This window comes from Quisquiliibacterium transsilvanicum (genome assembly GCF_014202215.1).
In the GTDB taxonomy this organism is placed as follows: domain Bacteria; phylum Pseudomonadota; class Gammaproteobacteria; order Burkholderiales; family Burkholderiaceae_E; genus Quisquiliibacterium; species Quisquiliibacterium transsilvanicum.
The window spans coordinates 407,273-426,027 of record NZ_JACHGB010000004.1 but is presented as its reverse complement, the minus strand read 5'-3'; the positions used below and the strand labels follow the sequence as shown (position 1 = coordinate 426,027).

Genomic DNA, 18,755 nt, shown 5'->3' with positions numbered 1-18,755 from the left:
CGGCAACGAGCAATTCCCCGGAGCCCGAGATGAAACAGACCGACACCCTGGCGGCCGTCCGCCTGCCGGCCACGCCCGGCGCCCCGCCGGCCCGGCACACACGCATGGTCCCCGCGCTGCGCAGCCTGGCCGCCCATGTCCTGCCGCCCCTGGCGATCCTGGCCCTGCTGGTGGGCATCTGGGAGATCCTCGGCTCCAGCCCGGGCGCCGCGCTGCCCAGCGCCAGCCGCGTCATCGAGGACAGCTGGGAACTGATCGCCAACCCCTTCTTCGACAACGGCGGCAACGACGTGGGCCTGGCCTGGCAGATCCTCGCCAGCCTGGAGCGGGTGGCCTACGGCTACTCGCTCGCGGTGGTGGCGGGCGTGGCGCTGGGAGTGCTGGTCGGCCAGTCGGCCTGGGCGCTGCGCGGGCTCGACCCGCTGTTCCAGGTGCTGCGCACCGTGCCGCCGCTGGCCTGGCTGCCGATCTCGCTGGCCGGCTTCCAGGACAGCAATCCGTCGGCGATCTTCGTCATCTTCATCACGTCGATCTGGCCGATCATCATCAACACCTCGGTGGGCATCCGCAACATCCCGGACGACTACCGCAACGTGGCCCGCGTGATCCGGCTCAACGGCCTCGAGTACTTCTGGAAGGTGATGCTGCCCGCCGCGGCGCCCTACATCTTCTCCGGCCTGCGCATCGGGGTCGGTCTGTCCTGGCTGGCGATCATCGCGGCCGAAATGCTGATCGGCGGCGTGGGCATCGGCTTCTTCATCTGGGACGCGTGGAACTCGTCGCTGATCAGCGACATCATCCTCGCCCTCGTCTACGTGGGCGTCGTCGGATTCCTGCTCGACCGGCTGGTCGCCGCAGTCGGCAATTGGGTCACGCGCGGCACGTCCGCCGGCTGACCGCAACGCGGAGCACACCATGAGCAATGCATACCTGAGCATCTCCCGCGTGGGAATGAGCTTCACGCGCGGCGGAACCACCAGCGAGGTGCTGCGCGGCATCGACCTGGACGTCCAGCGCGGCGAGTTCGTTTCGCTGATCGGCCACTCCGGCTGCGGCAAGTCGACCGTGCTCAACATCGTCGCCGGCCTGCTGCAGCCCTCGATCGGCGGCGTCATCGTCGACGGCCGCGAGGTCGGCGCCCCCGGACCGGACCGCGCGCTGGTCTTCCAGAACCATTCGCTGCTGCCCTGGCTGACCGTCTACCAGAACGTCGCGCTGGCGGTCGACAAGGTGTTCCGAGGCAAGCTCGGCGCCGGCGAGCGCCGCGACTGGGTGCTCCAGAACCTCGAGATGGTCAACATGCGCCACGCGCTGCAGCGGCTCCCGTCGGAGATCTCCGGAGGGATGAAGCAACGCGTGGGGATTGCCCGGGCGCTGGCGATGAAGCCCAAGGTGCTGCTGCTCGACGAGCCCTTCGGCGCGCTGGACGCGCTGACCCGCGCTCACCTGCAGGACGAGGTGATGCGCATCCAGGCCGAGCGGCGCAACACGGTGATGATGATCACCCATGACGTCGACGAGGCGGTGCTGCTGTCGGATCGCATCGTGATGATGACCAACGGGCCGGCGGCTACCATCGGCCAGGTGCTCGACGTGCAGCTGCCGCGCCCGCGCGAACGCATCGCGCTGGCCGGCAACGCCGACTACAACCGCTGCCGTCAGGAGGTGCTGAGCTTCCTGTACGAGAAGCAGCGCAAGGTCGAGCCGCTGCGCGGCGCGCCGGCCGATCTCGCGCAGCGCAGCGCCGCGCTGCGCGCCTGAGCACCCACCGTACCGAAACAGAACAGAACGCCGACCCCGGGCTCATCCAGAGAGCCCGCCGGCCAGGGAGAGACACCATGCAAAGACCCCGCCTCGTGATGATCGGCAACGGGATGGCCGGCGTGCGCACGCTCGAGGAGCTGATCCGCATCGCTCCGGACAGCCATGACATCACCGTCTTCGGCGCCGAGCCGCATCCGAACTACAACCGCATCCTGCTGTCTCCGGTACTGGCCGGTGAGCAGACTCTCGACGAGATCGTCCTCAACGACTGGTCCTGGTACCGCGACCACGGAATCGTGCTGCACGCCGGCTGGACCGTGACCGAGGTCGACCGGACCCGGCGGATCGTCCGCGCCCGCAATCCGGACGGCGAGGCGATCGAGGCCGGCTACGACCGCCTGCTGATGGCGACCGGCTCCAGGCCCTTCATCCTGCCGGTGCCGGGCAGCGGGCTGGGCGGCGTGCTGGCCTACCGGGACATCGCCGACACCCAGGCGATGATCGAGGCTGCCGCCACCCGCCGGCACGCGGTGGTGATCGGCGGCGGGCTGCTGGGCCTGGAGGCGGCCAACGGCCTGCTCAAGCGCGGCATGGACGTGAGCGTGGTGCACGTTGCGCCGACGCTGATGGAGCGCCAGCTCGACGAAGTGGCCGGCAGGATGCTGCAGGAATCGCTGGAGGCGCGCGGCCTGCGCTTCCTGGTCGGCGCGCAGACCGAGGAGCTGCTCGGCGGCGAGGACGGCCGGGTGCGCGCGGTGCGATTCCGGGACGGACGCGAGAGTCCCGCCGAGCTGGTGGTGATGGCGGTCGGAATCCGCCCTGAGACCGCGCTCGCCGAGCGGATGCGCCTGCACGTCGACCGCGGCATCGTGGTGAGCGACACCCTGCAGACGGTGACCGACCCCCGCGTCTACGCGGTGGGCGAATGCGCGGCGCACCGCGGCGTCGCATACGGACTGGTGGCGCCGCTGTTCGAGCAGGCGAAGGTCGCGGCCAATCACCTCGCCGAGTTCGGAATCGGCCGCTACACCGGCTCGCTCACCTCGACCAAGCTCAAGGTGACCGGGATCGACCTTTTCTCCGCCGGCGATTTCAAGGGCGACGAGGACAGCGAGTCGATCGTGCTGAGCGACCCGTCGGCCGGGGTCTACAAGAAGCTGGTGCTCAAGGACGACCGGCTGGTGGGCGCCTGCCTGTATGGCGACACGGTCGACGGCAGCTGGTACTTCGGGCTGCTGCGCGATGGCCGCAGCGTGGCCGACATCCGCGACCGGCTGATGTTCGGCGAATCCGGCATCGGCGACGGCGGCCACGAAGGACACAGCAAGGCGGCAGCGATGGTGGACACCGACGAGGTCTGCGGCTGCAACGGCGTCACCAAGGGCGCGATCTGCAAGGCGATCAAGGAGCAGGGCCTGTTCACGCTGGAGGAGGTGCGCAAGCACACCAAGGCCAGCGCCAGCTGCGGCTCCTGCACCGGGCTGGTCGAGCAGATCCTGATGTCCACCGCCGGCGGCGACTACTCGGCCACGCCGAAGACCCGGCCGATCTGCGGCTGCACCGAGCATGGCCACCAGGCGGTTCGCGACGCAATCCGGACGCACCGGCTGCTGAGCGTCCCCGAGGTGTTCCGCTTCATGGAATGGCGCAGCCCGGATGGCTGCTCGGCCTGCCGCCCGGCGGTCAACTACTACCTGATCAGCACCTGGCCGAAGCAGGCGAAGGACGACCCGCAGAGCCGCTTCGTCAACGAGCGCAGCCACGCCAACATCCAGAAGGACGGCAGCTACAGCGTGGTGCCGCGGATGTGGGGCGGGGAAACCAGCGCCGCGGAGCTGCGCCGCATCGCAGACGTCGTCGACCGCTACGCGATTCCCACGGTCAAGGTGACCGGTGGCCAGCGCATCGACCTGCTGGGGGTGCGCAAGGAGGACCTGCCCGCCGTCTGGCGCGACCTCGGCATGCCCAGCGGGCATGCCTACGCGAAGGCGCTGCGCACCGTGAAGACCTGCGTGGGCAGCGAATGGTGCCGGATGGGAACGCAGGACAGCACCCGCCTGGGCAAGGACCTGGAGCGCGCGATGTGGCGGATGTATGCGCCGCACAAGGTCAAGTTCGCTGTGTCCGGATGCCCGCGCAACTGCGCCGAGTCCGGGATCAAGGACGTCGGCATCGTCGGCGTCGAGAGCGGCTGGGAGATGTACATCGCCGGCAACGGCGGCATCAAGACCGAGGTGGGCCACTTCCTGGTCAAGCTCGGCAGCTCCGAGGAGGTGCTCGAGCATACCGGCGCCTTCATGCAGCTCTACCGCGAGGAGGGCTGGTACCTGGAACGCACGGTGCACTACGTGAATCGCGTCGGCCTGGACCACGTCCGCCGCTGCGTCGTCGAGGACGCCGAAGGCCGCCGCGCGCTCTGGGCGCGGCTGCAGGCGGCGCTCGAGGGCGAGCCGGATCCGTGGTTCGAGTTCGCCGCCGCCGGTGTCGACGCCCGGCAGTTCGAGCCCGTCCCGGCGTGAGCGCACCACGAACCGATCCCGAGGAGCACACGATGAACGACTGGAAAGCGATCTGCCGGGTGGACGACATCCCGGTCCTGGGGGCACGCCGCGTCGCCCGAAAGCAGGGCCTGGACGTGGCCCTGTTCCGCACCGCCGCCGACGAGGTGTTCGCGCTGCTGGACCGCTGCCCGCACCGCGGCGGCCCGCTGTCGCAGGGCATCGTGTTCGGGCGCAGCGTCGCCTGCCCGCTGCACAACTGGACCATCGGGCTCGCCGACGGCCGCGCACAGGCGCCCGACGAGGGCTGCACCGCGTCTTTCTCGGTGCGCGTCGAGGGCGGCGTGGTCCATCTCGACGCCGGGGAACTGGCCGGGCGGGCCACCGACCTCGGCCGGCCGGCGGCCGGCCCCGCGGGGCGGGCAGCGAGTTGCGCATGAGCACGCACGAAACCCGCTCCACCTGCCCCTACTGCGGCGTGGGCTGCGGCGTGCTGGTGGAGTCCGACGGGCAGCGGATCACCGGGGTGCGCGGCGATCCGGAGCACCCGGCCAACTTCGGCCGGCTCTGCACCAAGGGTTCGACGCTGCACCTCACCGCCTCGCCCCGGGTTGCGACCCAGGCCCGGCTGCTCGTGCCGATGCGGCGCGAGCATCGCGGCGCGGCCCCGGCGCCGCTGGGCTGGGACGACGCGCTGGATCTCGCCGCGGACACGATGCACCGCGTGGTGGGCGACCACGGCCCGGATGCGGTCGGCTTCTACGTGTCCGGGCAGCTGCTCACCGAGGACTACTACGTCTTCAACAAGCTGGCCAAGGGGCTGCTCGGCACCAACAACGTCGACACCAATTCCCGCCTGTGCATGAGCAGCGCGGTGGCCGGCTACAAGCGAACGCTGGGGGCCGACGCCCCGCCTGCCTGCTACGAGGACATCGACCACGCGGACTGCCTGTTCATCGCTGGCGCCAACCCGGCGTGGGCCCACCCGGTGCTGTACAGGCGCATCGAGGACGCGAGGGCGCGCAGGCCAGGGCTGCGCATCGTCTGCTGCGACCCGCGCCGCACCGAGACCGCCGCGGCCGCCGACCTCCACCTGCAGTTGCAGCCCGGCACCGATGTCATGCTGTTCCACGGCATGCTGCACCTGATGATCCGCGAATGCTGGACCCGGCCCGGCTTCATCGCCGGGCACACCGTGGGCTTCGAGGCGCTGGCGCGCACCGTTGCCGACTGCACGCCGGAGCGCGTGTCCCGCACCTGCGGAATCCCTGTCGAGGACCTGCATGCCGCGGCCCGCCTGTTCGCCACCTCGCAGGCGACGCTGAGCCTCTGGTGCCAGGGACTGAATCAGTCGAGCAGTGGCACCGCGAAGAATGCCGCGCTGATCGGCCTGCACCTGGCCACCGGTCAGATCGGCCGGCCGGGCGCAGGGCCCTTCTCGCTCACCGGACAACCCAATGCGATGGGCGGGCGCGAGGTCGGCGGCCTGGCCAACCTGCTGCCAGCCCATCGCGATCTCGCCAACCCCGCGCACCGCGCTGAGGTGGCCGCACTGTGGGGCGTGCCTTCGGTGCCGGAGCGTCCCGGGCGCACCGCAGTGGAGATGTTCCAGGCGGCGGCCGACGGCGAGATCCGGATGCTCTGGATCGCCTGCACGAACCCGGCGCAGTCGATGCCGGACCAGGCCACGGTGCGCCGGGCGCTGGAGCGCGCCGAGTTCGTCGTGCTGCAGGAGGCCTTCGCCGGCACCGCCACCGGCCGCTACGCGGACCTGCTGCTGCCGGCGAGCGCCTGGGGCGAGAAGGACGGCACCGTCACCAACAGCGAGCGACGCATCAGCCGGGTGCGCGCCGCGGTTCCCCCGCCCGGCCAGGCGCGGCACGACTGGGCGATCGTGGTGGGACTGGCGCGCCGCCTCGGCGGGCGGCTGGGCCGCCCCGGCCTGTTTCCCTTTGAGGACCCTGAGTCGATCTGGAACGAGCATCGCGAGACCACCCGCGGCAGGGACCTCGATATCACCGGCCTGGACTGGGCGATGATCGATCGCGCCGGACCGCAACAGTGGCCGCTGCCGGAGGGCGCGACGGCCGGCACCGCCCGGCTCTACCAGGACTTGGTGTTCGCCACCGGCGACGGCAGGGCCCGCTTCGACGATACGGCCTGGCGCCCGCCCGCAGAAGCGCCAGACGCCGCACGACCCTTCGCGCTGAACACCGGACGACTGCGCGACCAGTGGCACGGCATGTCGCGCACCGGCGCCGTGGCGCGGCTCTTCGACCACGCCGGCGAGCCCGCGGTCCAGCTGCATCCCCAGGACATGGAGCGCCTGGGCATCGGCGACGGCACCCTCGTGCGCGTGGCCTCCGCGCGCGGCGCGCTGGTGCTGCCGGCACGGCCGGCGCCGGAGTTGGGCGCCTCGCAGGCCTTCATTCCGATGCACTGGGGCGATGAGTTCCTGGGCGGCCGCGACGCTGACGGCACACCGCTGGCCGGCGTCAACGCCCTGAGCAGCCCGGCGTTCTGCCCCGACTCGAAACAGCCCGAACTCAAGCATTCGGCCGTCTCGATCGAACGCTGCGAGCTGCCCTGGGGGCTGGTCGCGCTCGCCTGGCTGCCTGAAGAACGGGCGCTCACGATCCGGCAGGCGCTGCGCGAGACCTTCGACGACTTCGGCTTCGCGTCCTGCGTGCCCTTCTCCGGCGGCGCCGGCGAGCGCATCGACGTGCTGCTGCGCGCCGCGGCAGCCGAACCCGCGGACCAGGCAGTGCTCGGACGCATCGAGCAGCTGCTCGAGCTGGACGGCCCGGCGGCGCTGCGCTACGCCGACCCGCGCCGCGGCCAGCGGCGCGCGCTCAGGCTCGACGGCGCAGGCGAGACGGCGCGGCTCGAGGCCTTCCTGCTGGCCGGCGACACCCGCGCCTCGGGCTGGATGGGCTCGATGCTTCGCGAGCGGCTGGCGGTCGGCGGCCACGCCCGCTCGCTGCTGGCCGCGCACGCCGAGCCGCCGGTGCCGGTCCAGGATCGCGGCCGCACCGTCTGCACCTGCCATGACGTCAGCGACCGGGCGATTCGGGCTCACCTGGACGGCCACCCGGGCGGCACCGAGGAACGGCTGCGCTCGCTGCAGCAAGGATTGCGCTGCGGCACCGGATGTGGCGCCTGCGTGCCGGAGCTCAAGCGCCTGGCGAGCGGCGCAGACGGAGTGCCCGAGTCCGCGCGGGCGCAGGCCTGCGCCTGACCGGCCAGCACCACGACGAGGAGACCCGCAGCGATGGCCATCGATCACTATCTCAGGCAGGTCGGACGCGGCCGCGACGGCGCCCGCGCGCTGGAGCGCACGCAGGCCGGGGACCTGTTCGGCCAGGTGCTCGACGGCATCGCCAGCGACCTGGAGGTCGGGGCCTTCTGCATGGCGATGCGCTTCAAGGGCGAAACGCCCATCGAGATGGCCGGTTTCCTCGACGCGACCCGACAGCGCACCCATCTGGTGGCTGGCGACGAGGCGCCGGTGGTGCTGCCCTGCTACAACGGCGCCCGCAAGCTGCCGGGGCTCACGCCCCTGCTCGCGCTGCTGCTGGCCCGCCACGGCGCTCCGGTGCTGCTGCACGGCGCCGCCACCGAATCCGCGCGCGTCACCGCCGCGATGGTGATGGCCGAGCTCGGGATGCCGGCCCGCAGCTCCGCCGGCCCGGTCGCGCCCGGCGAGGCCGCCTTCCTGCCAACTGGCGTGCTCTGCCCCGGGCTGGAGCGCCTGTTGCAGGTGCGCCGGGCCATCGGGGTGCGCAACCCGGCACATTCGCTGGTCAAGCTGATGAATCCTTGCGCCGGCCGCGCACTGGTGGTCGGTTGCCACACCCATCTCGAGTACCAGGCTTCGATGAGCGCCACCTTCGAGCTCATGCACGCCGACGCGCTGCTGCTGCGTGGCACCGAAGGCGAGCCGGTGGCCGACCCGCGCCGCACGCCCGGGATGACGGGCTACGTCGGCGGCGTGCCACGCACGCTCCAGGATCAACAGGCCGGCGGGCTGCGCCCGGTGCCGGAACTGCCCTCGACCGATGCCGGTGACACGGCCCGATACATCGAGGCCGTGCTCGCCGGCCGGCTGCCCTTGCCCGAACCGATCGCGGTCCAGGTGGAGCATCTGCTCGAACTGCGCCGCCTCGTCCTTGCCGACAGCGCCCGCCACGGCACGGATCGCCATGGCACGGATCGCCCTCAACCGGAGCCCCCGCGATGAACCCCGACGCCCTGTACGCCCCACCCACCGTCACCCTGGTCGGCGCCGGCCCAGGCGACCCCGATCTGCTGACGATCGCAGCCGCCCGGGCCATCGCCTCGGCGACCCTGCTGCTGGTCGACGACCTGGTCGACGAGGCGGTGCTGGAGCATGCTCGCCCCGACGCGCGCATCATCCGCGTGGGCAAGCGCGGCGGCTGTCGCAGCACGCCGCAGGCCTTCATCTGCAGGCTGATGGTGATGGGCGCACGCGCCGGCGAGACGGTGGTCCGCCTCAAGGGTGGAGACCCCTTCGTGTTCGGGCGCGGCGGCGAGGAAGTGGAGCACCTGCGCGACGCGGGCCTGCGCGTCGAGACCATCAACGGCATCACCTCGGGACTGGCGGCAGCGACCTCGATTGGCGTGCCGCTGACCCATCGCGAGCACGCGCACGGCGTCGCCTTCGTCACCGGGCACCAGCGCCCCGGGGACGAGGCGCCGGACTGGGGAGCGCTCGCCGCCAGCGCTAGGCTGGCCCGCCTGACGCTGGTGATCTACATGGGGGTGGGCAGCGCCGAAGCGATCCAGGACGGCCTGCTGCAGGGCCTGCCCTCGGCCACCCCTGTCGCGGTGGTCCAGAACGCCAGCCGCCCCGACCAGCGGCATGCGCTGTGCACGCTCGGCCGGCTCGCCGCAACCCTGCGCCTGGAACGGCTGGGCAGTCCGTCGATCATCGTGGTGGGCGACGTGGTGCGCGGCGCGGCCGCACTGGATCAGCCCTCGGCAGCCGGCTCCGCCACCTTCTCCGCCGCGTCGCCGTCGGTCTGCGTCACCATGACCTGATCGATCTTGTAGCCGTCGACGTCCATCACCTCGAAGCGGTAGCTGCCCCAGGACACCGCGTCGGTACGCCGCGGGATCCGGCGCAGCATCACCATCAGGAAGCCGGCCAGCGTGTCGTACTGGCCGCGCTGCGGCAGCAGCGCCGGGTCGGCGTGGATCGCGCGGGTCACGTCGCCGATCGGCGTGAGGCCGTCCATCAGCCAGGAGCCGTCCGCGCGCCGCACGATCTGCTCCTCGTCGCCCGGCGCCACCAGGCTGCCCATCACCGTGCTCATCACGTCGTTCAGGGTGATGATGCCGACCACCAGGCTGTACTCGTTGACGATCACCGCGAAGTCCTCGTGCGCCTGCCGGAACTGCTCGAGCACCTCGGACAGCGTCAGCCGGTCCGGCACGATCAGCACCTTGCGCAGCAGCCCGCCGGCGGGCTGTTCCTTCAGCGAGATCGATTCGTTCTGCAGCACCCGCTGGAACAGGTCGGGCGCATCCACGTAGCCCGCCACCTGGTCGATGTTCTGGTCGCAGACCAGGTAGGTGGAGTGCGGCTGCGCGGCGACCCGGCTGCGGATCTGCTCGTCGCTGTCGTCCAGAAGCAGGTAGACGATGCGCTCGCGCGTCGTCATCGCGCTCTCGACGGTGCGCGTCTCGAGCTCGAACACGTTCTCGATCATCTGCTGCTCGCCCAGCGCCATCAGTCCCGCCTGCGCGCTGGCCTCGGCCATAGCGCGGATGTCGGCCGAAGTGACCCGGTCGTCGCGCTCGGCGGGCAGCCGGAACAGGCGGATCAGCAGGTTGGCCAGGCTGTCGAAGATCCAGACCGCAGGGCGCAGCAGCCACATCCACAGCCGCATCGGCCCGACCACCCGCAGCACCAGCGCCTCGGGGCTGACCATCGCCAGCCGCTTGGGCAGCAGGTCGGAGAACAGCACGAACAGCGAGGTCACGGTCACGAAGGACGCGATGAACCCGATCGTCGCCGCGGCCTTGGCGCTGGCCACGTGCTCCAGCGCGGACACGAAGTACGGCGTCAGCGCGCCTTCGCCCACGATGCCGCCCAGGATGGCGACCATGTTCTGGCCGATCTGCACCACCGTGAAGTAGTTGCCGGGCCGCTCCTGGATCTCGAGCGCCCCCAGCGCGCGCGCGTCCCCGGCGTCCGCGAGCTGCCGCAGCTTCAGCCTGCGCGCGGCCGCCATCGAGATCTCCGAGAGCGACAGGAAGGCGCTGACCAGGATCAGCAGTGCGATCAGCAGAAAAGTTACAGGCGGCTCCATGAACGGATTCCGGATCGAAGGGTTCGGCTCAGGACGAAGTATGCGGCACCCTTGGAGGCAGCCAGCCGAGCTCCTGGTAGCGGCGGATCAGCCGCACGAACATGTCCTCGGTGTCCACGCAGTCGTGGAAGCCCGCCTGCCGGGCCTTCACGGTGCTGACCAGGGTGGGCGCAGGCGCCTGCAGGTTGCCGTGGCCGAAGTTGCGGTCCACGTACTGGAAGGACAGGCCCACGAAGTCCGCTAGCAGCTCCGGCGAGCGCAGCCGGTGCCTGCGATGGATCGCGCTCCACTGCGCCTGTCGCCGCGGCATCTCCTGCGCCAGCGACATCGGTGCGGGCTCGCCTACCCGCATGCCGAAAGCGTCGGCGATCGCCGGCCACACCGCGGCCCACTCGAAGGCCTCGCCATTGTTGATGTTGAAGGTCTCGTTGCGGCACGCCGGCGAGGTGGCAGCCCAGGCGCAGGCGCGCGCCAGCAGGTCTGCGTCCACGGCCTGCACCACGCGCGCCGTGCCGCCGGGAAACGACAGCGGCAGGCCCTCCTCCTTCAGCAGCGCCGCATACGCGCCGATCGCCGGAATCGGGTTCATCGCGCCGCCCAGCGCCTCGCCGAAGATGACCTGCGGCCGCAGGATGGTGAAGCTCCAGCGGCTGCCCGCCTGGCGCGCGCGCAGGTAGTCCTCCTGCAGCCAGTAGAAGTTGTCGTGCGGATGGCGCGGCCAGCGCTCGCGCGCCGGCACTGGCACCGGCCCAAGATGCGCGCCGTAGGCCTTGGTCCCCTGCATCAGCGTGACGTGTTCCAGCCCGCCCGACGCCGCGAGCAGCGGCTCCAGCAGGTTGCGCAGCATCGCGTCGTTGACCCGCATCTGCTCCGGGTCGCGCCAGCCGGCGACGAGATCCTCCTTCTCGTACAGCGCTGCATAGACGACGTGGGTGACGCTGCGCAGCGCCCCGATGGCCTCGGCGCAGCGCGCAGCATCGGTGAGGTCCACCGACAGGATCGGCACCTCGTCCATTCCCGGCGGGCGGCGCCGGGACACGCCCACCACCTGCCAGCCGGGCAGCGTTCGGAAATGCCGCAGCACTGCCGAGCCGACCAGGCCGGACGCGCCGGCCACCAGAAGCCTGTTGCCCATGTGGGACTCTCCACCCGCGTGAAAGCCCCGATGTTCCGCGACAAGCCCACCTGCGGACAGACCTATACTGCTGCGTCGAACGCTCGGCCCTCTGCAGACGGGCCTGCACGCATGAATCCGGAACCCCCCGCCCCGTCACCGCCCCTCGAAGGCAGCCTGTTCGCCGACCTGCCCGCCGCCCCCCAGCACGACGAACGCTTCGACACGCTGCTGGCGCGCGCCGGCGCGCGCATCGAACGGATCGTCTCGACCGGCCAGCGCAGCCCGCCCGGCTTCTGGTACTGCCAGGACAGCATCGAATGGGTGGCGCTGCTGCAGGGCCAGGCCGAACTTCGCTTCGAGGACGAGCCCGCGCCGCGCCGGCTCGCGCCGGGCGACTGGGTGCTGATCGAGGCCGGCCGCAGGCACCGGGTGGAAACAACCAGCATGGAGCCGCCAGCGGTGTGGCTGGCGGTGTTCCTGCCTGAGTGAGCCAGCCGTCTGGCTGGCGTTCAGCCTGCCAGAGCGCGCGCGGCCTTCAGCCCGCCCGCGGCAGCACCGTCAGCACCCGCTCGACGAAGACGCGGAACTCGCTCATGTAGTTGCGCAGGAACTCGGCAGTCTTCTCGTCGGGCACCGAGAAATCCTCGGCGATCATTCCCGGGCGGTACTGGATGTAGGCCTCCACCGTGTTCATCAGCGGCGCGTTGCAGAAGCACAGCACGCCGCGCAGGTGGCTCTGGGCCACCGCGGTGCCGATCGAGCCGGGCGAGGTGCCGATGATTCCCGAGGGCTTGCGGGCGAAGGAGTTTTCGCCCCAGGGGCGGCTGGCCCAGTCGATCGCGTTCTTGAGTGCCCCCGGGATCGACCGGTTGTACTCGGGAGTGACGAACAGCACTGCGTCCGAATCGGCGATCGACTTCTTGAAGGTCCGCGCCACCGCCGGAAAGTCGGCGTCGTAGTCGTAGCTGTAGAGCGGCAGGTCCCGGATCGGGATCTCCTTCAGCTCCAGCTCCGGCGGCGCAAGACGCGCCAGCGCGCTGGCCAGCTGACGGTTGATCGAGCCCTTGGCGAGGCTGCCAACGAGATAACCCACCTTGTACCTGGCCATGACGGTCTCCTGCGTGTTGCGCGCTGGGCGCGGGAAGTTCGCCGCGGCCGCCGCAAGCGACGCACGCGGAAGTGCCCATGGTGCCACTGTCCGATGCCGGGCGCATGACTGCGGTGCGCAGAGCCCGCCCTGGCCCTGCCATGGCTTAGGATCGCGCCATGCGCATCCTGCTCGTGGAGGACGACAAGCTGCTGGGCGACGGCATCAGGGCCGGACTGGTCCAGGGCGGCTTCGCGGTCGACTGGGTGGAGGACGGTCACGATGCCCGGCTGGCGCTGGCGGGGAACCACTACGACGCGCTGGTCCTCGACCTCGCGCTGCCGCGGGTCGATGGGATGGAAGTGCTGCGCGGCCTGCGCGCCGGACGAGCGGACACACCGGTGCTGATCCTCACTGCCCGCGATACCGTTGCCGACCGGATCGCCGGCCTTGACGCAGGCGCCGACGACTACCTCACCAAGCCCTTCGACCTCGCTGAACTCCAGGCACGCCTGCGCGCGCTGCTTCGGCGCGCTGCCGGCAAGTCCGCGCCGCTGCTGTGCCACGGCCCGCTGATCCTGGACCCGGCCGCGCACACGGTGAGCCACCGTGGCCACCCCGTGGACCTTTCTCCGCGCGAGTTCGCCGTGCTGCACGAACTCCTGCGCAACGCCGGCCGCGTGCTGTCCAGGTCCCAGCTCGAGTCGAGCGTCTACGGCTGGGGCGAGGAGGTGGAGAGCAACGCCATCGAGGTGTTCGTCCACCACCTGCGACGCAAGCTGGCTGCGAACCTGGTGCGGACCATCCGCGGCGTCGGCTACATGATTCCGGAGGAGCCGCCGTGATGCGCTCGCTGCGCGCGCGCCTGCTCACGCTGCTGGCCGGAACGCTGCTGGCGGCATGGACCGCCACTGCGCTGTTCACCTACTTCGATGCGCGCCGCGAGATCGACGCGATGCTCGACGCGCACCTGGCGCAGTCGGCCTCGATGCTGGTGGGGCGGGGCGGACGCGAGGCTCCTGCCGGCCTGGTGGCACGGGCCGGCCCCGACGTCCAGCGCGACCGCGAACCGCAGACTCCCGCCCCGCCGGCGCCGGACACCCTTTCCACCGCCAAGCGCACGGTCGCCTTCCAGGTCTGGGAAGGCCAGGCACTGCGCCTGCGCTCCGCGGACGCGCCGGCGACGCCGCTCAGCGACACCGCCGAGGGCTTCAGCGATTCGCTCATCGGAGGCAATCGCTGGCGCGTGTTCGGCCGCCGCGATGCGCAGGACCGCCTGGTGCAGGTGGGTGAGCGCCATGCGCTGCGCGAAGAGCTTGCGCGCAGCGTTGCCAGGCATCTGCTGCATCCGCTCGCAGTGGCGCTGCCCGCGCTGGCCCTGCTGATCTGGCTGGCGATCGGCTGGGGACTGCGCCCGCTGCACCGGATCGCGCGCGAGGTGGCCGGACAGGCGCCGGACAAGCTCGCGCCGCTCGATGCGTCGGCCGCGCCGCGCGAGGCCGCCCCGCTGCTGCACAGCCTCAACACCCTGCTTGCGCGCGTGTCGGCGTCGATGGACAAGGAGCGGCGCTTCACCGCCGATGCAGCCCATGAGCTCCGCACTCCCCTCGCGGCGGTGAAGACGCAGCTGCAGGTTGCAATGGGCGCGCGCGACCCGGAGCAGCGCGAGCGGGCGCTGTCCCAGGCGCTGGCCGGCATCGACCGCAGCACGCGCCTCGTCGAGCAATTGCTGGCGCTGGCGCGGCTCGAGCCCGGCGCCGGCGTGCTGCATCGCCGGCAGGTTCGGCTGGACGAGGCCGCTGCCGCCTGCCTGGCGGATCTCGCTCCCAAGGCTGCGGCCCGGCGCATCGACCTCGCGCTGGACGGATCCGCCGTCACGATCGCCGCCGACCCGGTCCTGCTCGAGGCCCTGCTGCGCAACCTGCTCGACAACGCGGTGCGCTACTCGCCCGATGGCGGGGCCGTGAGCGTCCATACGCAAAGCCGCGACGCCGGCGCCGAGCTGGTCGTCGAGGACACCGGCCCGGGAATTCCGCCAGAGGCGCTCCAGCGTGCCACCGAGCGCTTCTACCGGGGGCCCGGCAGCACGGGCGCGGGAAGCGGGCTGGGGCTGTCGATCGTCGAGCGCATCGTGCAGCTGCACGACGGCGCCCTGCGGCTGGGTCCGGGCGCCGGAGGGCGCGGGCTGCGCGTCGAGGTGACGTTCCCGCCACCTTAAGGAGTCTTTAAGATGCATCGTCGACACTTCTTTCCAGGTGCCCAACGCACTGCAACCCACGGAAAGGAGATCTGGATGTCCACGCGTACCTTCTTCGTTGCCCTGCTCGCCTCGGCGGCCCTGTCGATCGGATCGCTGGCGAGCGCCGCGCCCCAGGGCGCCACGCCCGGCCCTGCCGCCGAAAGCCACGGACATGAGCACGGCCACGGCGCGGCGAAGCTCTCGCTCGATCACGGCAAACGGTGGGCAACCGATGCCCCGTTGCGCAAGGGGATGTCCGGCATCCGCTCGGAGATGCTCCGATCCGCCAAGGCAATCCAATCGGGCCAGCTCGCGCCCGCCGGCTACGAAGCGCTTGCCGCCCGCATCGAGACGCAGATCGCGCAGATCGTGGCCGACTGCAAGCTCGCTCCGGCTGCCGACGAGCAGCTGCACCTGGTGATCGCACACCTTGGCGAAGGCGTCGACACCATGAAGAACGGCGAGCATCGGGACAAGGGCGCCGAGACGGTCATTGCGGCGCTGAACGACTACGGCCGCCACTTCGAGCATCCCGGCTGGAAAGCGATCCGGCACTGAGTGCCTGCCCCCGCCGGGGGCCCGCAGGCATGTGAGAATCGCCGCGCGCGGACGGACGGGCAATCCCGCCGTTCGCGCTGGTCCCGTTCAATTCACCCTGCCCATGGAGCTCATCCGATGACTGCCTTCTCTCTGCCCAACGCCTCGCACGACCTCAACGGACGGGTCGCCCTCGTCACCGGCGCCTCCTCCGGCCTGGGCCGCCGCTTCGCGAAGGTGCTGGCGGCGCAGGGCGCGAAGGTGGCGATCGCCGCACGGCGGCTCGAGCGGCTCGAGGAGCTGGCCGCCGAGATTCGCGCGGCGGGCGGCCAGGCGCACCCGCTGCAGCTCGACGTCACCGACGCCGACCAGCTGCTGGCGGTGGTGGGCCGCGCCGAGGCGGCGCTCGGCACCGTGACCATCCTGGTCAACAACGCCGGAATCCCGGACGCGCAGCGGGCGCACAAGATGCAGGTGGACTTCATCGACCGGGTGATCGGCGTGAACCTGCGCGCGCCGTGGATCCTGTCCTGCGAGTTCGCGCGCCGGCTGATGGAGGCGAAGCAGCCCGGACGGATCGTCAACGTCGCGTCGATGGCCGCCTTCCAGTACTCCGGCCAGGGCGCGGCGCTCTACGCGACCACCAAGATGGCAGTGGTGCGGATGACCGAGGCGCTGGCGGTGGAGTGGGCGCGCCAGGGCATCAACGTCAACGCGATCGCGCCGGGCGCCTTCTCGTCGGAGATGATGGACGGAATGCTCGAGCGCATGGGCGACATCACCAAGGCCTTCCCGCGGCCGCGCCTTGGCGACCCCGCCCAGCTCGACAGCACCCTGCTCTACCTGGTCTCGCCGGCCTCGGACTTCGTCACCGGCACCTGCATCCGCGTCGACGACGCGCAGGGAGGGCGCTGAGGGCCGCGCCTCCGGTCGCGGCGATCAGGAGGGCGCCGGAGCGACGCGTTCGAACCCGAGGTGATGCATGCACTCGCGCAGGATCAGCAGCGCGGCGGCCACGTCCCGGCCGTGCGGCAGATCAGTGCCGACGACGGGCATGCCATGCGCCCGGGAGGCGAGCCTCCCGAACAGCGCTTCCACGTCGTCGCGGGCAAGCCCCGCTCCGGGCCGGTCCAGACCGGGCAGCGAGAGCAGCAACGGATCCGCGGTCACCAGCTCGCCGCCGTCGACCCGTGCGACGCGCGCCGCGCTCAAGGCGTCCTCGATGTCGTCGATCGCGCGTTCCAGCTCCAGCGATGTGGGCGGGTCATGGCGCAGCACCGTCTCTGCCAGGCCCTGCGCCCCGACCGGCAGCGCCACCGTCCTGCCCTCGTCGAACAGGAGCACTGTGGCCTGCGCCTGCAGCTCGAGCTGGGCGCGCGGCGGGCTCATGCGTGACGTGTTGCCCATCGAAGCCTCCAGGGCTCAGGTGAACGCGAATGCGTCAATCAGCTTCGTCCCAGTGGAAGGTGTGCAGCACCCGGTGGATGACCGGCGTGAGCACTATGGCCAGCACGATCAGGAACACCAGCCCGGCATACAGGGCGAAGAGGCCGGCAAAGATCTTCCCGCCATCCGATTGCGGGGAATTCACCGGACCCATCCCGCCCAGCAGCATTGCCGAGTTGATGAACGCATCGCGCCACGCGAGATCCTCGAAATGCTCGTAGCCAGCCATGCCGGCGAGCAGCGATGCGGCAACCACTGCCATCGCCACAAGGAAGTGGCCGAAGATGCGCCGCACGAAATGCGCTCTGGGGATCGGAGGGTCGCGCCTGGATTCGTACATGGGTCTTCGCCGACGCCGCGCACACCCGCCATCAGGCCGCTGCGCCCGGCCCGGGGCCGCTTCGGATCAGCCTGCGCGTGAGCGGCAGCAGCGCGATCGGCAGCAGCGCGAGCATGTTGTAGCCGGGCACCATGAAAGCCAGCCCCAACGCGACGAGGGCACAGGCAAACGTGGTGATGACCGCGAGGCGGGAATCCGCGGAAATCGGGTCGGGTCGAGGCGACGAGGCCGCGCTACCGGGCCGCTCGACGAGAAGCAGCCTCAGCAGCGGCATCAGCGCCAGGCCGAGGATGTGCAGCGCGTAGAGAGCGCTTGGAGTAACGAGGTCTCCGTGCTCCCCCATCAGCGCAGTCGAGAAAGGCGGCAGGCTCACCAGGGCCAGCCTGCCAAGGCCCAGGCGCAGCGTGACCCTGTCGACCGTCGAAAGCGAGCGATGCGCGCGCACGTCGCTGACCCAGAACATCGCGAGCACCCAGAACGAGAGCAGCCACGTGAGGACCTTGGGCCAGAGTTCGACCAGGGCGGCCCACAGCGCTGCGTTGCCGATGTGTTCGGGCAGACCCGGCAACTTCAGTTCGAGCACCAGCAGGGTCAAGGCAATGCTGTAGACGCTGTCCTGCAGCCCGGCGAGGCGATGCTTCTCGAATCCCTGATCTGCGTAGTCCATGCCAGCCCCTGCCAGAGGTCCTGCCTCATGTGCTCGTGTACTGTGCTCCGGCAATGACGAATGGCAACACCAGCTCTGGAACGAGGTAGCCCACCCAGACCGCGGTGGGTTCTGGCAGGCCGGCCTGCGCGATGTACTGGCTGAGACTCAGAGCAGCGTCAACTGGCATGAACGCCCCTTTTCAGATGCCTGACCCTATGATTCTGCTCCCGGGGACGCGAGTTGGCGAGTCACCGCCGTCGACCGACGAAACCTCTCGGGTCGTGAAGTTTCCGGGCAGCACGATCTCCAGCATCTCGACGTCCTCGCTGTGTCCGAGTTCGCGGTGCCGGATGCCGGGCGGCTGGTGGACGCAGGAACCGGCCTCGAGGCGCACGACGCCCTGCCCTTCGTACTCGAACTCGATCCAGCCCTTGAGCACGTAGACCAGCTGGAACTCGGTCTCGTGCATGTGCGGCTGGCTCGAGAACGCCTGGCCTGCGGCTGAACGGATGACGTGCGCAGCCACCCTGCCCTGCGTGGCGTCCTTGATCCCGAGGTCGCGGTACTCGAAGAACGAGCGCAAGCCTCGTTCGAAGTGCGCGTCCCTCGCATGTGATGCGACAAAGCCATCGGTGGTCATCTGGATCTCCTTCTGACGAGAGGGTGCTTGACGCACCATGAGTCTGGTCTTCCTGAGTCCGACTGATGGACGGCGCAGCGGCCGCACAGGATGTCGGCATCCC

19 protein-coding genes are annotated in these 18,755 nt (G+C 70.6%); 12 read left to right on the top strand and 7 right to left on the bottom strand.

Annotation, left to right across the window (positions count from 1 at the left end; all coding sequences use genetic code 11):
• Window positions 1-29 precede the first annotated feature (29 nt).
• From ntrB to cobA, 7 genes are all read left to right on the top strand, one after another.
• Window positions 30-896 carry a nitrate ABC transporter permease gene (gene ntrB, locus HNQ70_RS11420; protein WP_183967544.1) on the top strand — a complete coding sequence of 289 codons (867 nt, stop codon included), beginning with the start codon at window positions 30-32 and terminating at the stop codon, window positions 894-896.
• Between the two features lie 19 nt (window positions 897-915).
• On the top strand, window positions 916-1,761 hold the full coding sequence (locus HNQ70_RS11415) for an ABC transporter ATP-binding protein (RefSeq protein WP_183967543.1): 846 nt from the start codon (window positions 916-918) through the stop codon (window positions 1,759-1,761).
• Window positions 1,762-1,838: 77 nt separating this feature from the next.
• Complete coding sequence (nirB, locus tag HNQ70_RS11410; protein WP_183967541.1) at window positions 1,839-4,283, top strand: nitrite reductase large subunit NirB; 2,445 nt, start codon at window positions 1,839-1,841, stop codon at window positions 4,281-4,283.
• Window positions 4,284-4,315: 32 nt separating this feature from the next.
• A complete protein-coding gene (gene nirD, locus HNQ70_RS11405; RefSeq protein WP_183967539.1) occupies window positions 4,316-4,702 on the top strand; it encodes a nitrite reductase small subunit NirD in 387 nt (128 codons plus the stop codon).
• A complete protein-coding gene (locus HNQ70_RS11400) occupies window positions 4,699-7,500 on the top strand; it encodes a nitrate reductase (protein ID WP_183967537.1) in 2,802 nt (933 codons plus the stop codon). Before nirD ends, HNQ70_RS11400 begins: the two co-directional genes overlap by 4 nt.
• Before the next feature lie 33 nt (window positions 7,501-7,533).
• Window positions 7,534-8,502 (top strand): DNA-binding protein YbiB, encoded by a 969-nt coding sequence (gene ybiB / locus HNQ70_RS11395; protein WP_183967535.1) that lies wholly within the window; start codon window positions 7,534-7,536, stop codon window positions 8,500-8,502.
• Entirely contained in the window at window positions 8,499-9,323 is an 825-nt protein-coding gene (cobA, locus tag HNQ70_RS11390) for a uroporphyrinogen-III C-methyltransferase (protein ID WP_183967533.1), read from the top strand. The genes ybiB and cobA overlap by 4 nt, the downstream gene beginning before the upstream one ends.
• Here the strand turns inward: cobA and paeA are convergent.
• Together paeA and HNQ70_RS11380 are read right to left on the bottom strand one after the other, a co-directional pair.
• Window positions 9,254-10,597, bottom strand: coding sequence for a polyamine export protein PaeA (paeA, locus tag HNQ70_RS11385; protein ID WP_183967531.1), 1,344 nt, complete (start codon window positions 10,595-10,597; stop codon window positions 9,254-9,256). The two genes, cobA and paeA, sit on opposite strands and share 70 nt — an antisense overlap.
• A gap of 28 nt (window positions 10,598-10,625) precedes the next feature.
• On the bottom strand, window positions 10,626-11,732 hold the full coding sequence (locus HNQ70_RS11380; RefSeq protein WP_183967529.1) for an SDR family oxidoreductase: 1,107 nt from the start codon (window positions 11,730-11,732) through the stop codon (window positions 10,626-10,628).
• 111 nt (window positions 11,733-11,843) lie between these two features.
• Here HNQ70_RS11380 and HNQ70_RS11375 point away from each other — a divergent pair, with 111 nt between their 5' ends.
• Window positions 11,844-12,203, top strand: a complete 360-nt coding sequence (locus HNQ70_RS11375; protein WP_183967527.1) for a cupin domain-containing protein — start codon at window positions 11,844-11,846, stop codon at window positions 12,201-12,203.
• 46 nt (window positions 12,204-12,249) lie between these two features.
• Here HNQ70_RS11375 and HNQ70_RS11370 read toward each other — a convergent pair whose 3' ends face one another.
• On the bottom strand, window positions 12,250-12,822 hold the full coding sequence (locus tag HNQ70_RS11370; protein ID WP_183967525.1) for an NADPH-dependent FMN reductase: 573 nt from the start codon (window positions 12,820-12,822) through the stop codon (window positions 12,250-12,252).
• A gap of 158 nt (window positions 12,823-12,980) precedes the next feature.
• Here HNQ70_RS11370 and HNQ70_RS11365 point away from each other — a divergent pair, with 158 nt between their 5' ends.
• The 4 genes from HNQ70_RS11365 (at window position 12,981) to HNQ70_RS11350 (ending at window position 16,492) form a co-directional block, all read left to right on the top strand.
• Entirely contained in the window at window positions 12,981-13,646 is a 666-nt protein-coding gene (locus HNQ70_RS11365) for a response regulator (RefSeq protein ID WP_183967523.1), read from the top strand.
• Window positions 13,646-15,019, top strand: coding sequence for a sensor histidine kinase (locus HNQ70_RS11360; protein ID WP_183967521.1), 1,374 nt, complete (start codon window positions 13,646-13,648; stop codon window positions 15,017-15,019). Before HNQ70_RS11365 ends, HNQ70_RS11360 begins: the two co-directional genes overlap by 1 nt.
• 75 nt (window positions 15,020-15,094) lie before the next feature.
• Complete coding sequence (locus HNQ70_RS11355; RefSeq protein ID WP_183967519.1) at window positions 15,095-15,598, top strand: hypothetical protein; 504 nt, start codon at window positions 15,095-15,097, stop codon at window positions 15,596-15,598.
• A gap of 117 nt (window positions 15,599-15,715) precedes the next feature.
• A complete protein-coding gene (locus HNQ70_RS11350; RefSeq protein ID WP_183967517.1) occupies window positions 15,716-16,492 on the top strand; it encodes an SDR family NAD(P)-dependent oxidoreductase in 777 nt (258 codons plus the stop codon).
• 24 nt (window positions 16,493-16,516) lie between these two features.
• Here the strand turns inward: HNQ70_RS11350 and HNQ70_RS11345 are convergent, their stop codons facing one another.
• The 4 genes from HNQ70_RS11345 to HNQ70_RS11330 all read right to left on the bottom strand — a co-directional run bounded on the left by HNQ70_RS11345 (window position 16,517) and on the right by HNQ70_RS11330 (window position 18,652).
• Entirely contained in the window at window positions 16,517-16,984 is a 468-nt protein-coding gene (locus HNQ70_RS11345) for a hypothetical protein (RefSeq protein WP_183967515.1), read from the bottom strand.
• A gap of 34 nt (window positions 16,985-17,018) precedes the next feature.
• Window positions 17,019-17,318 (bottom strand): hypothetical protein, encoded by a 300-nt coding sequence (locus tag HNQ70_RS11340; protein WP_221302767.1) that lies wholly within the window; start codon window positions 17,316-17,318, stop codon window positions 17,019-17,021.
• A 76-nt stretch (window positions 17,319-17,394) separates the two neighbouring features.
• Window positions 17,395-18,030 carry a TMEM175 family protein gene (locus HNQ70_RS11335; protein WP_183967511.1) on the bottom strand — a complete coding sequence of 212 codons (636 nt, stop codon included), beginning with the start codon at window positions 18,028-18,030 and terminating at the stop codon, window positions 17,395-17,397.
• A gap of 181 nt (window positions 18,031-18,211) precedes the next feature.
• On the bottom strand, window positions 18,212-18,652 hold the full coding sequence (locus HNQ70_RS11330; protein ID WP_183967509.1) for a cupin domain-containing protein: 441 nt from the start codon (window positions 18,650-18,652) through the stop codon (window positions 18,212-18,214).
• Window positions 18,653-18,755: the final 103 nt, after the last annotated feature.

Coding starts and splice junctions, on each gene's coding strand:
- ntrB (WP_183967544.1), top strand. CDS start 30: ATGAAACAGACCGACACCCTGGCGGCCGTCCGCCTGCCGGCCACGCCC.
- HNQ70_RS11415 (WP_183967543.1), top strand. CDS start 916: ATGAGCAATGCATACCTGAGCATCTCCCGCGTGGGAATGAGCTTCACG.
- nirB (WP_183967541.1), top strand. CDS start 1,839: ATGCAAAGACCCCGCCTCGTGATGATCGGCAACGGGATGGCCGGCGTG.
- nirD (WP_183967539.1), top strand. CDS start 4,316: ATGAACGACTGGAAAGCGATCTGCCGGGTGGACGACATCCCGGTCCTG.
- HNQ70_RS11400 (WP_183967537.1), top strand. CDS start 4,699: ATGAGCACGCACGAAACCCGCTCCACCTGCCCCTACTGCGGCGTGGGC.
- ybiB (WP_183967535.1), top strand. CDS start 7,534: ATGGCCATCGATCACTATCTCAGGCAGGTCGGACGCGGCCGCGACGGC.
- cobA (WP_183967533.1), top strand. CDS start 8,499: ATGAACCCCGACGCCCTGTACGCCCCACCCACCGTCACCCTGGTCGGC.
- paeA (WP_183967531.1), bottom strand. CDS start 10,597: ATGGAGCCGCCTGTAACTTTTCTGCTGATCGCACTGCTGATCCTGGTC.
- HNQ70_RS11380 (WP_183967529.1), bottom strand. CDS start 11,732: ATGGGCAACAGGCTTCTGGTGGCCGGCGCGTCCGGCCTGGTCGGCTCG.
- HNQ70_RS11375 (WP_183967527.1), top strand. CDS start 11,844: ATGAATCCGGAACCCCCCGCCCCGTCACCGCCCCTCGAAGGCAGCCTG.
- HNQ70_RS11370 (WP_183967525.1), bottom strand. CDS start 12,822: ATGGCCAGGTACAAGGTGGGTTATCTCGTTGGCAGCCTCGCCAAGGGC.
- HNQ70_RS11365 (WP_183967523.1), top strand. CDS start 12,981: ATGCGCATCCTGCTCGTGGAGGACGACAAGCTGCTGGGCGACGGCATC.
- HNQ70_RS11360 (WP_183967521.1), top strand. CDS start 13,646: ATGCGCTCGCTGCGCGCGCGCCTGCTCACGCTGCTGGCCGGAACGCTG.
- HNQ70_RS11355 (WP_183967519.1), top strand. CDS start 15,095: ATGTCCACGCGTACCTTCTTCGTTGCCCTGCTCGCCTCGGCGGCCCTG.
- HNQ70_RS11350 (WP_183967517.1), top strand. CDS start 15,716: ATGACTGCCTTCTCTCTGCCCAACGCCTCGCACGACCTCAACGGACGG.
- HNQ70_RS11345 (WP_183967515.1), bottom strand. CDS start 16,984: ATGGGCAACACGTCACGCATGAGCCCGCCGCGCGCCCAGCTCGAGCTG.
- HNQ70_RS11335 (WP_183967511.1), bottom strand. CDS start 18,030: ATGGACTACGCAGATCAGGGATTCGAGAAGCATCGCCTCGCCGGGCTG.
- HNQ70_RS11330 (WP_183967509.1), bottom strand. CDS start 18,652: ATGACCACCGATGGCTTTGTCGCATCACATGCGAGGGACGCGCACTTC.